The 12889-nt window shown below is 70.2% G+C and carries 11 protein-coding genes; all 11 read left to right on the plus strand.

Annotated features, from left to right (window positions below):
* The first annotated feature begins 167 nt into the window (after nt 1-167).
* Complete coding sequence (gene uvrA, locus ACIP9H_RS13455) at nt 168-3086, plus strand: excinuclease ABC subunit UvrA (protein ID WP_401959120.1); 2919 nt, start codon at nt 168-170, stop codon at nt 3084-3086.
* Between the two features lie 81 nt (nt 3087-3167).
* Nucleotides 3168-3602, plus strand: coding sequence for a Rieske 2Fe-2S domain-containing protein (locus ACIP9H_RS13460; protein WP_401584443.1), 435 nt, complete (start codon nt 3168-3170; stop codon nt 3600-3602).
* A gap of 39 nt (nt 3603-3641) precedes the next feature.
* Entirely contained in the window at nt 3642-5699 is a 2058-nt protein-coding gene (uvrC, locus tag ACIP9H_RS13465; protein WP_401584446.1) for an excinuclease ABC subunit UvrC, read from the plus strand.
* Nucleotides 5696-6619, plus strand: coding sequence for an RNase adapter RapZ (rapZ, locus tag ACIP9H_RS13470; protein ID WP_401584449.1), 924 nt, complete (start codon nt 5696-5698; stop codon nt 6617-6619). Before uvrC ends, rapZ begins: the two co-directional genes overlap by 4 nt.
* On the plus strand, nt 6616-7623 hold the full coding sequence (gene yvcK, locus ACIP9H_RS13475) for a uridine diphosphate-N-acetylglucosamine-binding protein YvcK (RefSeq protein WP_401584451.1): 1008 nt from the start codon (nt 6616-6618) through the stop codon (nt 7621-7623). The genes rapZ and yvcK overlap by 4 nt, the downstream gene beginning before the upstream one ends.
* On the plus strand, nt 7614-8591 hold the full coding sequence (gene whiA, locus ACIP9H_RS13480) for a DNA-binding protein WhiA (RefSeq protein ID WP_319661180.1): 978 nt from the start codon (nt 7614-7616) through the stop codon (nt 8589-8591). The genes yvcK and whiA overlap by 10 nt, the downstream gene beginning before the upstream one ends.
* A gap of 182 nt (nt 8592-8773) precedes the next feature.
* Nucleotides 8774-9778: a type I glyceraldehyde-3-phosphate dehydrogenase gene (gap, locus tag ACIP9H_RS13485; protein WP_360912193.1), complete on the plus strand. Its 1005-nt coding sequence runs from the start codon at nt 8774-8776 to the stop codon at nt 9776-9778.
* Nucleotides 9779-9928: 150 nt separating this feature from the next.
* Complete coding sequence (locus ACIP9H_RS13490; RefSeq protein ID WP_401584454.1) at nt 9929-11140, plus strand: phosphoglycerate kinase; 1212 nt, start codon at nt 9929-9931, stop codon at nt 11138-11140.
* 3 nt (nt 11141-11143) lie between these two features.
* Complete coding sequence (gene tpiA / locus ACIP9H_RS13495; RefSeq protein WP_401584456.1) at nt 11144-11920, plus strand: triose-phosphate isomerase; 777 nt, start codon at nt 11144-11146, stop codon at nt 11918-11920.
* 131 nt (nt 11921-12051) lie between these two features.
* Entirely contained in the window at nt 12052-12288 is a 237-nt protein-coding gene (gene secG, locus ACIP9H_RS13500) for a preprotein translocase subunit SecG (protein WP_326576958.1), read from the plus strand.
* A gap of 161 nt (nt 12289-12449) precedes the next feature.
* A complete protein-coding gene (locus ACIP9H_RS13505; protein WP_078862516.1) occupies nt 12450-12785 on the plus strand; it encodes an RNA polymerase-binding protein RbpA in 336 nt (111 codons plus the stop codon).
* The last annotated feature ends 104 nt before the right edge of the window (nt 12786-12889 follow it).

Raw genomic sequence — 12889 nt, forward strand, 5'->3', positions numbered from 1 at the left:
AGGACACTCGATCGGGTGAAGGTGCCGCACTGCGGCCGTAAATCGAATGTGCGTGCTATAGGCTCGTTCTCGTCGCAAGCGGAAGAAATCCCGTCGGCGCCCCGTTTAGGCTGTCTGGGGGCGTTGGAGCTTGCCCCTTGTCTGTTCTATGAAAGGTACGCACTGGCGTGGCCGATCGACTTACCGTCCGTGGCGCTCGCGAGCACAACCTGAAGAACGTGTCGCTCGACCTCCCACGGGACTCGCTCATCGTCTTCACCGGCCTGTCCGGTTCGGGGAAGTCGTCCCTGGCGTTCGACACGATCTTCGCCGAGGGACAGCGCCGCTACGTGGAGTCGCTCTCCTCCTACGCCCGGCAGTTCCTGGGGCAGATGGACAAGCCGGACGTCGACTTCATCGAGGGCCTGTCGCCGGCCGTCTCGATCGACCAGAAGTCGACCTCCCGCAACCCGCGCTCGACCGTCGGCACCATCACCGAGGTCTACGACTACCTGCGCCTGCTCTTCGCCCGCATCGGCAAGCCGCACTGCCCCGAGTGCGGCCGCCCGATCTCGCGGCAGTCGCCGCAGGCGATCGTCGACCGGGTGCTCGAACTGGAGGAGGGCTCCCGCTTCCAGGTGCTCTCGCCCCTCGTCCGCGAGCGCAAGGGCGAGTTCGCCGACCTCTTCGCGGACCTGCAGACCAAGGGCTACAGCCGGGCCCGGGTCGACGGCGCCACGGTGCAGCTGGCCGAGCCGCCCAAGCTGAAGAAGCAGGAGAAGCACACCATCGAGGTGGTCGTCGACCGCCTCACCGTCAAGGACAGCGCCAAGCGCCGGCTGACCGACTCGGTCGAGACCGCGCTCGGGCTGTCCGGCGGCATGGTCATCCTGGACTTCGTCGACCTCCCCGAGGACGACCCGCAGCGCGAGCGGATGTTCTCCGAGCACCTCTACTGCCCGTACGACGACCTGTCCTTCGAGGAGATGGAGCCGCGCTCCTTCTCCTTCAACTCGCCCTTCGGCGCCTGCCCGGAGTGCACCGGCATCGGCACCCGCATGGAGGTCGACCCGGAGCTGGTCGTCCCCGACGAGGACAAGTCCCTCGACGAGGGCGCCATCGCCCCCTGGTCGCTCGGCCACACGCGGGACTACTTCCAGCGCCTGATCGGCGCACTCGCCGACGAACTCGGCTTCCGGACCGACATCCCGTGGGCCGGGCTGCCCCAGCGGGCGAAGAAGGCCCTGCTCAACGGGCACCGGACGCAGATCGAGGTGCGCTACCGCAACCGCTACGGGCGGGAGCGCTCGTACACCACCGCCTTCGAAGGGGCGATCCCCTTCGTGCGGCGCCGCCATGCGGAGTCCGAGAGCGACTCCAGCCGCGAGCGCTTCGAGGGCTACATGCGCGAGGTGCCCTGCCCGACCTGCCAGGGCACGCGGCTCAAGCCGATCGTGCTGGCCGTCACGGTGCAGGACAAGTCGATCGCCGACGTCTCCGCGATGTCGATCAGCGACTGCGCGGAGTTCCTGCGCGGGATGAAGCTGAGCGCGCGCGAGAAGACCATCGCCGAGCGCGTGCTGAAGGAGGTCAACGAGCGACTGCGCTTCCTGGTCGACGTCGGCCTGGACTACCTCTCGCTCAACCGTGCCGCGGGCACCCTGTCCGGTGGCGAGGCCCAGCGCATCCGGCTGGCCACGCAGATCGGCTCCGGGCTGGTCGGCGTGCTCTATGTGCTCGACGAGCCGTCGATCGGCCTGCACCAGCGGGACAACCACCGGCTCATCGAGACCCTGGTGCGGCTGCGCGACCTCGGCAACACCCTGATCGTGGTCGAGCACGACGAGGACACCATCAAGACCTCCGACTGGGTGGTCGACATCGGCCCCGGCGCCGGTGAGCACGGCGGCAAGGTCGTGCACAGCGGCTCCCTGGCGGAGCTGCTGAGCAACGAGGAGTCGCTGACCGGCCAGTATCTGGCCGGCAAGCGCCAGATCCCGATCCCGCCCATGCGGCGGCCGCTGGAGACCGGCCGGCAGCTGACGGTGCGCGGCGCCAGGGAGAACAACCTGCGGGACATCGACGTGTCCTTCCCGCTGGGCGTCTTCACCGCGGTCACCGGTGTCTCCGGCTCCGGGAAGTCCACCCTCGTCAACGACATCCTCTACACCCACCTGGCGCGCGAACTGAACGGCGCCCGGGGCGTCCCGGGCCGGCACACCCGGGTCGACGGCGACGATCTCGTCGACAAGGTGGTCCATGTCGACCAGTCGCCGATCGGCCGCACGCCGCGCTCCAACCCGGCGACGTACACCGGTGTCTTCGACCACGTCCGCCGGCTCTTCGCGGAGACGATGGAGGCGAAGGTGCGCGGTTATCTGCCGGGCCGCTTCTCCTTCAACGTCAAGGGCGGGCGCTGCGAGAACTGCTCCGGCGACGGCACGATCAAGATCGAGATGAACTTCCTCCCGGACGTCTACGTCCCGTGCGAGGTCTGCCACGGTGCCCGGTACAACCGGGAGACCCTGGAGGTCCACTACAAGGGCAAGTCCATCGCCGAGGTCCTGGACATGCCGATCTCCGAGGCGCTGGACTTCTTCGAGGCGGTGCCGACCATCGCGCGGCACCTGCGGACCCTCACCGAGGTCGGCCTGGGGTACGTGCGGCTCGGCCAGTCGGCGACCACGCTCTCCGGTGGCGAGGCGCAGCGCGTCAAGCTCGCCTCGGAACTGCAGAAGCGCTCCACCGGCCGCACGGTCTACGTCCTGGACGAGCCGACCACCGGTCTGCACTTCGAGGACATCAGCAAGCTGATCAAGGTGCTGTCCGGACTGGTCGAGAAGGGCAACACCGTGATCGTCATCGAGCACAACCTCGATGTGATCAAGACCGCGGACTGGGTCATCGACATGGGCCCCGAAGGTGGCAGCGGCGGCGGACTGGTGATCGCGGAGGGCACGCCCGAGCAGGTGGCGGGGGTGGGGGCGAGCCACACCGGCAAGTTCCTGCGGGACATCCTGGGCTCGGAGCGGATCTCCGACGCCCCGCCGGTGCCGGCCGCCCGCAAGCGGACCAGCACCCGGAAGAAAGCGGCGGCCAAGGCCTGACAGGCTGCGCAGAGCTTCGGCACGTAAGGTCAGATCCGTCCAAGGTCGACTTTTCCCCACGTGCCGAAGCGGAGCGCTGCCATGGCTGACACCACCGGATTTCCTCCCTGCCGCCGAACCGTCCTGAGGGGCGCCGCTGTCGCCGGCGTCGCGGGACTGGGCCTCACCGCCTGCGGCGGCGGCTCCGAGGACGGCGCCGACTCCACCGGGCCGACCAGCCCCGTGGACCTCGGCGCGGCCTCCGAGGTGCCCGTCGGCGGCGCGAAGCTGTACACCGACGCCAAAGTCGTCGTAGCCCAGCCCACCAAGGGCGTCTACAAGGCCTACAGCGCCGTGTGCACGCATCAGGGCTGCCTCTGCAACAAGCTGAGCGGCACCACCCTCTCCTGCCCCTGCCACGGCAGCGGTTTCAACGCCGCCACCGGCGCCGTCGAACACGGTCCCGCCGCCCGGCCGCTGCCGTCCGTCGGCATCCGGGTCGAGGCGGGCAAGCTGGTGGCCGGCCCGTCGGCCTGAGGCGACAGGATTGTCACCGCCAGTCAGTAGGGTGGGGGCATGGCCGACCCCTCCAGCTACCGCCCCCGGCCGGGAGAGATCCCGGAGTCCCCAGGGGTGTACAAGTTCCGGGACCAGCACGGCCGGGTGATCTACGTCGGGAAGGCGAAGAGCCTGCGTCAGCGGCTCTCCTCGTACTTCCAGGACGTCGCGAACCTGCACCAGCGCACCCGCACGATGGTCACCACCGCCGCCTCCGTGGAATGGACGGTGGTGACCACCGAGGTCGAGGCGCTGCAGCTGGAGTACTCCTGGATCAAGGAGTTCGACCCGCGCTTCAACGTCAAGTACCGGGACGACAAGAGCTATCCGTCGCTCGCGGTGACCATGAACGAGGAATTCCCCCGCGTCCAGGTCATGCGCGGTCCCAAGCGCAAGGGGGTGCGCTACTTCGGCCCCTACGCGCACGCCTGGGCGATCCGCGAGACCGTCGACCTGCTGCTGCGGGTCTTCCCCGTGCGCACCTGCTCCTCCGGGGTGTTCAAGCGCTCCGCGCAGATCGGCCGCCCCTGCCTGCTCGGTTACATCGGCAAGTGCTCCGCGCCCTGCGTCGGCCGGGTCACCCCCGAGGAGCACCGCCAACTCGCGGAGGAGTTCTGCGACTTCATGGCGGGCCGCACCGGCACGTATCTGCGCCGCCTGGAGCAGCAGATGAAGGACGCCGCGGTCGCGATGGAGTACGAGAAGGCCGCCCGGCTGCGGGACGACATAGAGGCGCTGCGGCGCGCCATGGAGAAGAACGCGGTCGTCCTGGCCGACGCGACGGACGCCGATCTGATCGCCGTCGCCGAGGACGAGCTGGAGGCCGCGGTCCAGATCTTCCACGTCCGTGACGGCCGGGTCCGCGGCCAGCGCGGCTGGGTCACCGACCGGGTCGAGGAGATCGGCACCCCCGAGCTCGTCGAGCACGCCCTGCAGCAGCTGTACGGCGAGGAGCGGGGCGACTCGGTGCCCAAGGAGGTGCTGGTCCCCGCCCTGCCCGAGCCGTACGAGCCGGTCCAGCAGTGGCTCAGCGAGCGCCGCGGCTCCCAGGTCAGCCTGCGCATCCCGCAGCGCGGCGACAAGAAGGACCTGATGGCCACGGTGCAGCGCAACGCGCTGCAGGCGCTCGCGCTGCACAAGACCCGGCGTGCCTCCGACCTGACCACCCGCTCCCGCGCCCTGGAGGAGATCGCCGAGGCGCTCGGTCTGGACACGGCGCCGCTGCGCATCGAGTGCTTCGACATCTCCCACCTCCAGGGCGACGACGTCGTCGCCTCGATGGTGGTCTTCGAGGACGGTCTGGCCCGCAAGAGCGAGTACCGGCGCTTCCAGATCAAGAGCTTCGCCGGGCAGGACGACGTCCGCTCCATGCACGAGGTGGTCTCCCGGCGCTTCCGCCGCTACCTGCTGGAGAAGCAGCGGACCGGCGAGTGGGTTGACGGGAACGGCGACGGGGCGGGCGCGGAGGACGGCGCCGGCCCCGAGGTCGCGGGCGGCCCCATCGACCCGGAGACCGGCAGGCCCCGCAAGTTCGCCTACCCGCCCCAGCTGGTCGTCGTCGACGGCGGGGCGCCGCAGGTCGCGGCGGCCCGGCGGGCCCTGGAGGAACTGGGCGTGGAGGAGGTCGCCGTCTGCGGCCTCGCCAAGCGGCTGGAGGAGGTCTGGCTGCCCGGCGAGGACGACCCGGTCATCCTGCCGCGCACCAGCGAGGGCCTGTACCTGCTCCAGCGCGTCCGTGACGAGGCGCACCGCTTCGCCATCGCCTACCAGCGCAGCAAGCGCTCCAAGTCGATGAAGGCCGGTGCCCTGGACTCCGTCCCGGGCCTGGGCGAGAGCCGGCGGCAGGCGCTGCTGAAGCACTTCGGCTCGCTCAAGCGGCTGCGCGCGGCGACCGTCGAGCAGATCTGCGAGGTGCCCGGTGTGGGCCGGCGCACCGCGGAGTCCGTGCTCGCGGCCCTGGCCGGGGCCGCCCCGGCCGGACCGGCCGTGAACACGGCCACAGGAGAGATCATTGAGGAAGAAGAGGGGACGGCCGGTCCGGTGACCGTCCCCACCGAACGGGGGAAGGGATCATGATCGAGAACGACGGAGGCGGAACACAGGTGACGACGGGCGGAGCGGGAGAAGCCGCGGAGGCGATCCCCGAACTCGTGATCATCTCGGGCATGTCCGGCGCGGGCCGCAGCCACGCCGCCAAGTGCCTGGAGGACCTCGGCTGGTTCGTGGTGGACAACCTGCCGCCGGCGCTCATCCCCACCATGGTGGACCTCGGCGCCCGCTCCCAGGGCAATGTGGCCCGGATCGCCGTCGTCGTGGACGTCCGCGGCCGGCGCTTCTTCGACAATCTGCGCGACTCGCTGGCGGACCTGGACGCCAAGGGCGTCAAGCGCCGGGTGCTCTTCCTGGAGGCCTCCGACGACACGCTGGTGCGCCGCTTCGAGTCCGTCCGCCGTCCGCACCCGCTGCAGGGCGACGGCCGGATCGTGGACGGCATCGCCAAGGAGCGCGAGCTGCTGAGCGAGCTGCGCGGCGACGCGGACCTGGTGATCGACACCTCCAGCCTCAACGTCCACGAACTGCGCGCCAAGATGGACGCCCAGTTCGCCGGTGAGGAGGAGCCGGAGCTGCGGGCCACGGTCATGTCCTTCGGCTTCAAGTACGGGCTGCCCGTCGACGCCGACCTCGTCGCCGACTGCCGCTTCCTGCCCAACCCGCACTGGGTCCCGGAGCTGCGCCCCTTCACCGGGCTCAACGACGAGGTCGCGACCTACGTCTTCAACCAGCCCGGCGCCAAGGAGTTCCTGGACCGCTACGCGGAGTTGCTGCACATCGTCAACGCCGGGTACCGGCGCGAGGGCAAGCGCTACGTGACGATCGCCGTCGGCTGCACCGGCGGAAAGCACCGGAGCGTGGCCATGTCGGAGCGGCTCGCCGCCCGGCTGTCCGCGGACGGCGTGGAGACGGTGGTCGTCCACCGGGACATGGGGCGCGAGTGAGGACGACGACTCGGCGCTTGCGCCGGTCGGCACAACGCAGCGGTGCGGCGCCGAAGGTCGTGGCGCTCGGTGGCGGCCACGGACTCGCCGCCTCGCTGTCGGCGCTGCGGCGGATCACCCAGGACCTGACCGCCGTCGTCACCGTCGCGGACGACGGCGGCTCCAGCGGCCGGCTGCGGCAGGAGATGGGCGTGCTGCCCCCCGGCGACCTGCGCAAGGCGCTCGCGGCGCTGTGCGGTGACGACGACTGGGGCAGGACCTGGTCGAAGGTCGTCCAGCACCGCTTCGTCAGCCAGGGCGACCTGCACGGCCACGCGGTCGGCAATCTGCTGATCGTGGCGCTGTGGGAGCAGCTCGGCGACCCGGTCGCCGCCCTGGAGTGGGTGGGCCGGCTGCTCGGGGCGCACGGCAGGGTGCTGCCGATGTCCGGCGTGCCGCTGGAGCTCACGGCGACCGTGCGCGGGCACGACCCGCAGAAGCCGGACGCCATCTCCACGGTGCACGGGCAGGCGACCGTCGCGCTCACCCCCGGTGAGGTGCAGGAGGTCCAGCTGGTCCCGAACGACCCGCCGGCCGTCCCCGAGGCGGTGCAGTCCGTGCTGGACGCCGACTGGGTGGTGCTGGGGCCCGGTTCCTGGTTCTCGTCGGTGATACCCCACCTCCTGGTGCCGGATCTGGTCTCCGCGCTGATGGAGACCCGCGCCCGGAAGGTGCTGGCGCTGAACCTCGCCCCGCAGCCAGGAGAGACCGAGGGCTTTTCTCCGCAGCGTCACTTGGAGGTTTTGGCCCGACACGCCCCTAAACTCACCATCGACGTGGTGCTGGCTGACGAGGCCGCCGTACCCGACCGCGAAAGCCTGACAGAAGCAGCCGAGCGGTTGTCCGGAACGGTGGAGCTGGCCCGGGTCGCCGCGCCCGACGGGCCGCGGCACGACCCGGAGTTGCTGGCGGCCGCGTTCGACCGGATTTTTCGTATGCATGGAAGGATCGGCCCATGGCGATGACGCCAGCGGTGAAGGACGAGATCTCCCGGCTCCCCGTCACCCGGACCTGCTGCCGCAAGGCCGAGGTCTCGGCGATCCTCAGGTTCGCGGGGGGACTCCACCTGGTCAGCGGCCGCATCGTGATCGAGGCGGAGCTGGACACCGGGATCGCGGCCCGCAGGCTGCGCAAGGACATCCTGGAGATCTTCGGGCACTCCTCCGACCTCGTCGTCATGGCGCCCGGCGGGCTGCGCCGCGGCAGCCGGTTCGTCGTGCGGGTGGTCGCCGGCGGCGACCAGCTGGCCCGGCAGACCGGTCTCGTCGACGGCCGGGGCCGCCCCATCCGCGGACTGCCCCCGCAGGTGGTCTCCGGCGCGACGTGCGACGCCGAGGCGGCCTGGCGAGGAGCTTTCCTCGCCCACGGGTCGCTCACCGAACCGGGCCGTTCCTCCTCGCTGGAGGTCACCTGCCCCGGCCCCGAGGCGGCCCTGGCGCTGGTCGGCGCCGCCCGCCGGCTGCAGATCGGGGCGAAGGCCCGCGAGGTGCGCAACGTCGACCGCGTGGTCGTCCGTGACGGTGACGCCATCGGCGCGCTGTTGACGCGGCTGGGCGCGCACGAGTCCGTGCTCGCCTGGGAGGAGCGCCGCATGCGGCGCGAGGTGCGCGCCACGGCCAACCGGCTCGCCAACTTCGACGACGCGAACCTGCGCCGCTCCGCCCGCGCGGCCGTCGCGGCGGGCGCCCGGGTCCAGCGCGCCCTGGAGATCCTCGGCGAGGAGGTGCCCGAGCACCTCGCGGCGGCCGGCCGGCTGCGGATGGACCACAAGCAGGCGTCGCTGGAGGAGCTGGGCTCGCTGGCGGAGCCGCCGCTCACCAAGGACGCGGTCGCGGGCCGCATCCGCCGGCTGCTGGCGATGGCCGACAAGCGCGCCTCCGACATCGGCATCCCCGGCACGGAGTCCAACCTGACCGAGGAAATGGTCGGCTGAGACCGGCCGTCCGGGGGGCGTCGGCCGCGCCGGGCCCGGTTACCCGTCCGTAGTGCGGGCACCGGCGGTGCCGATGTCACCGCTGGGTTCCCGCCGGGGTAGGGTCGTCCTTGGTCGGGGACATCCCATACGTCGCAGCCGGAGCGAAATGGCATCCGGCACATCAGCGAGGAGATCGGTTCGTGACGATCCGCGTAGGCATCAACGGCTTTGGTCGCATCGGTCGTAACTTCTTCCGTGCCGCCCTGGAGCAGGGTGCGGACATCGAGATCGTGGCTGTCAACGACCTGGGCGACACCGCCACCACGGCGCACCTGCTCAAGTACGACACGATCCTGGGCCGCCTGAAGGCCGAGGTCACCCACACCGCCGACTCCATCACGGTGAACGGCCACACCATCAAGGTGCTGTCGGAGCGCAACCCCTCCGACATCCCGTGGGGCGAGCTGGGCGTCGACATCGTGATCGAGTCGACCGGCATCTTCACCAAGGCCGCGGACGCCAAGAAGCACATCGAGGGTGGTGCCAAGAAGGTCATCATCTCGGCGCCGGCGTCCGACGAGGACATCACGATCGTGATGGGCGTCAACAACGACAAGTACGACGCCGCGAAGCACCACATCATCTCCAACGCCTCCTGCACCACCAACTGCGTGGCGCCGATGGCGAAGGTCCTGGACGAGAACTTCGGCATCGTCAAGGGCATGATGACCACGGTGCACGCGTACACCAACGACCAGCGCATCCTTGACTTCCCGCACAAGGACCTGCGCCGCGCCCGTGCCGCCGCCGAGAACATCATCCCGACCTCGACGGGTGCCGCGAAGGCCACCGCCCTGGTCCTCCCGCAGCTCAAGGGCAAGCTGGACGGCATCGCCATGCGCGTCCCGGTCCCGACGGGCTCCGTGACCGACCTGGTCATCGAGCTCGAGCGCGAGGTCACCAAGGACGAGGTCAACGCCGCCTTCCAGAAGGCCGCCGAGGGCCAGCTCAAGGGCATCCTGGAGTACACCGAGGACCCGATCGTGTCCTCGGACATCGTCAACTGGCCGGCCTCCTGCACCTTCGACTCCTCCCTGACGATGGCTCAGGGCAAGCAGGTCAAGGTCATCGGCTGGTACGACAACGAGTGGGGCTACTCCAACCGCCTCGTCGACCTGACCGTGTTCGTCGGCGGCCAGCTCTGACAAGGGCTCTTCAGCCCGCCATGCGATGAGGACAGGGTCCGAACGACGCAATGTCGTCCGGGCCCTGTCCCATGACCTTTCCACGACTGCCCCAGGGCGCGAGCGCCGTGCCGCCACGCCGGCAGGGGCCGAGGCAGGAGAGTCCTCACCATGAAGACGATCGACGAACTCATCGACGAGGGGGTCGGCGGCAAGCGGGTCTTCGTCCGCGCCGACCTCAACGTGCCGCTGTCCGGCGACACGATCACCGACGACGGCCGTATCCGCGCCGTCGTGCCGACCATCGCCAAGCTGGCCGAGGCCGGCGCCAAGGTGATCGTCGCCTCGCACCTGGGCCGCCCCAAGGGCGCGCCCGACCCGCAGTTCTCGCTGGCGCCCGTCGCCGGCCGGCTCGGTGAACTCCTCGGCACGAAGGTCGCCTTCGCGACCGACACCGTCGGGGAGAGCGCCCACGACGTGGTCGGCGCCCTGGCCGACGGCGGCGTCGCGCTGCTGGAGAACCTGCGCTTCAACCCGGGCGAGACCAGCAAGGACGACGCCGAGCGCGGCGCCTTCGCCGACCAGTTGGCCGCCCTCGCCGAGCTCTACGTCGGCGACGGCTTCGGCGCCGTGCACCGCAAGCACGCCTCCGTCTACGACCTGCCGGCCCGGCTGCCGCACGCGGCCGGTCTGCTGATCGCCACCGAGGTCGGCGTGCTGAAGAAGCTCACCGAGGACGTGGCCCGCCCGTACGCGGTGGTCCTCGGCGGTGCCAAGGTCTCCGACAAGCTGGGCGTGATCGACCACCTGCTGGACCGCGCCGACCGCATCCTGATCGGCGGCGGCATGCTCTTCACCTTCCTCAAGGCCCAGGGCCACGAGGTCGGCAAGAGCCTGGTGCAGGAGGACCAGCTCCAGACCGTCGCGGAGTACCTGGAGCGTGCGAAGGCCAAGGGCGTGGAGTTCGTGCTCCCCCTGGACATCGTGGGCGCGCCGTCCTTCCCCGACCTGAAGAACCCGGTCGCCGGCAACCCCGTGACCGTGACCGTCGACGCCTTCCCCGGCGACCTGATGGGCCTGGACATCGGTCCGGAGACCCGCAAGCTCTTCGCCTCGAAGCTCGCCGACACGGCCACCGTCTTCTGGAACGGTCCGATGGGCGTCTTCGAGCACCCCGACTACGCCGAGGGCACCCGCGCGGTCGCCCAGGCGCTGCTCGACAGCCCCGCGTTCACCGTCGTCGGCGGCGGCGACTCCGCCGCGGCCGTCCGCATCCTGGGCTTCGACGAGAACGCTTTCGGCCACATTTCGACCGGTGGCGGCGCGAGCCTCGAGTACCTCGAGGGCAAGACGCTCCCCGGCCTCGCCGCACTGGAGGACTGACCGATGACCCCGCGCACGCCGATCATGGCGGGCAACTGGAAGATGAACCTCAACCACCTCGAGGCCATCGCGCACGTCCAGAAGCTCGCCTTCGCGCTCAACGAGAAGGACTACGACGCCGTCGAGGCCGTCGTGCTGCCGCCCTTCACCGACCTGCGGTCCGTGCAGACCCTGGTCGACGGCGACAAGCTCAAGATCAAGTACGGTGCGCAGGACCTCTCCGCGCACGAGTCCGGCGCGTACACCGGTGAGATCTCCGGCTCGATGCTGGCCAAGCTGAAGTGCTCGTACGTGGTCATCGGCCACTCCGAGCGCCGGCAGTACCACGGCGAGGACGAGGAGATCGTCAACGCCAAGGTCAAGGCGGCCTTCCGCCATGAGCTGACCCCGATCGTGTGCGTCGGCGAGGGCCTGGACGTTCGCAAGGCCGGCAACCAGGTGGCCTTCACCCTTGCCCAGCTCGACGGCGCCCTGAAGGACGTCCCGGCCGAGCAGGCGAAGACCCTGGTCATCGCCTACGAGCCGGTGTGGGCCATCGGCACCGGCGAGGTGGCCACCCCCGAGGACGCCCAGGAGGTCTGCGGGGCGATCCGCGGCCGGCTGGCCGAGCTGTACGGCCAGGAGGTGGCCGACGCGGTCCGCATCCAGTACGGCGGCTCGGTGAAGAGCGGCAACGTCGCGGCGATCATGGCGCAGCCCGACGTGGACGGCGCCCTGGTGGGCGGCGCGTCGCTCGACGCGGAGGAGTTCGTCAAGATCGTCCGCTTCCGCGACCAGTAACGCGATCACGCGTTTCTGCGGGCAGTAGGCTGTCGGGCCCTGCCCGAAGTACTCTGTCGGGGGCCGGAGGGCTGCATGCCAGCCGACCGGCCCCCGCCTCGTCCTAGGTCACCGAGAGAGTTGGTCCAGCTGTGGTCATCGGGTTCTCCATCGCCCTCATCATCTTCAGCCTGCTGCTGTTGCTGCTCGTGCTGATGCACAAGGGCAAGGGCGGCGGCCTGTCCGACATGTTCGGCGGCGGCATGCAGTCGTCGGTCGGCGGTTCCTCGGTGGCCGAGCGCAACCTCGACCGGATCACAGTTGTGATCGGTCTGCTGTGGTTTGCGTGCATTGTCACCCTTGGTCTTCTGCTCAAGTTCCAGAAGTGACCGACTCCCGCGTATCCGGGGAGAACTGACGCCTTGTCGCCGACGCGACTTATCATGGAAGCGCGTCTTGGGATACGGTGCCCTCTCCCCGCCGCGGCGGGGTGAACCGGTCTCCGTAAACTGGGCGACCTCGCAGCACGATCACGCAGGGAGTTACGACCGTGGCAAGTGGCAACGCGATCCGTGGCAGTCGGGTCGGGGCGGGGCCTATGGGAGAGGCCGAGCGGGGCGAGTCCGCGCCGCGGCTGCGCATCTCCTTCTGGTGCTCCAACGGGCACGAGACCCAGCCGAGTTTCGCGAGCGACGCGCAGATCCCGGACACCTGGGACTGCCCGCGCTGCGGCTTCCCGGCCGGGCAGGACGAGGAGAACCCGCCGGCTCCGCCGCGCACCGAGCCGTACAAGACGCACCTTGCCTATGTGCGGGAACGCCGCAGCGCGGCCGACGGCGAGGCGATCCTCGCCGAGGCGCTCGCCAAGCTCCGGGGCGAGATCTGAGCGGTTCCCGCCGCACGTCCGGCAGGACATTCACCACGGGCCCGGCCCGCGATCAGGAGAACCTCCTTTCGCGGTCCGGGCCGTCGCGTTCGGTCGACACTGGG

Origin of the sequence: Streptomyces sp. NPDC088732 (assembly GCF_044751205.1) — a bacterium.
Lineage (GTDB): Bacteria > Actinomycetota > Actinomycetes > Streptomycetales > Streptomycetaceae > Actinacidiphila.

Coding starts and splice junctions, on each gene's coding strand:
- ACIP9H_RS13460 (WP_401584443.1), top strand. CDS start 3,168: ATGGCTGACACCACCGGATTTCCTCCCTGCCGCCGAACCGTCCTGAGG.
- uvrC (WP_401584446.1), top strand. CDS start 3,642: ATGGCCGACCCCTCCAGCTACCGCCCCCGGCCGGGAGAGATCCCGGAG.
- rapZ (WP_401584449.1), top strand. CDS start 5,696: ATGATCGAGAACGACGGAGGCGGAACACAGGTGACGACGGGCGGAGCG.
- whiA (WP_319661180.1), top strand. CDS start 7,614: ATGGCGATGACGCCAGCGGTGAAGGACGAGATCTCCCGGCTCCCCGTC.
- ACIP9H_RS13490 (WP_401584454.1), top strand. CDS start 9,929: ATGAAGACGATCGACGAACTCATCGACGAGGGGGTCGGCGGCAAGCGG.
- tpiA (WP_401584456.1), top strand. CDS start 11,144: ATGACCCCGCGCACGCCGATCATGGCGGGCAACTGGAAGATGAACCTC.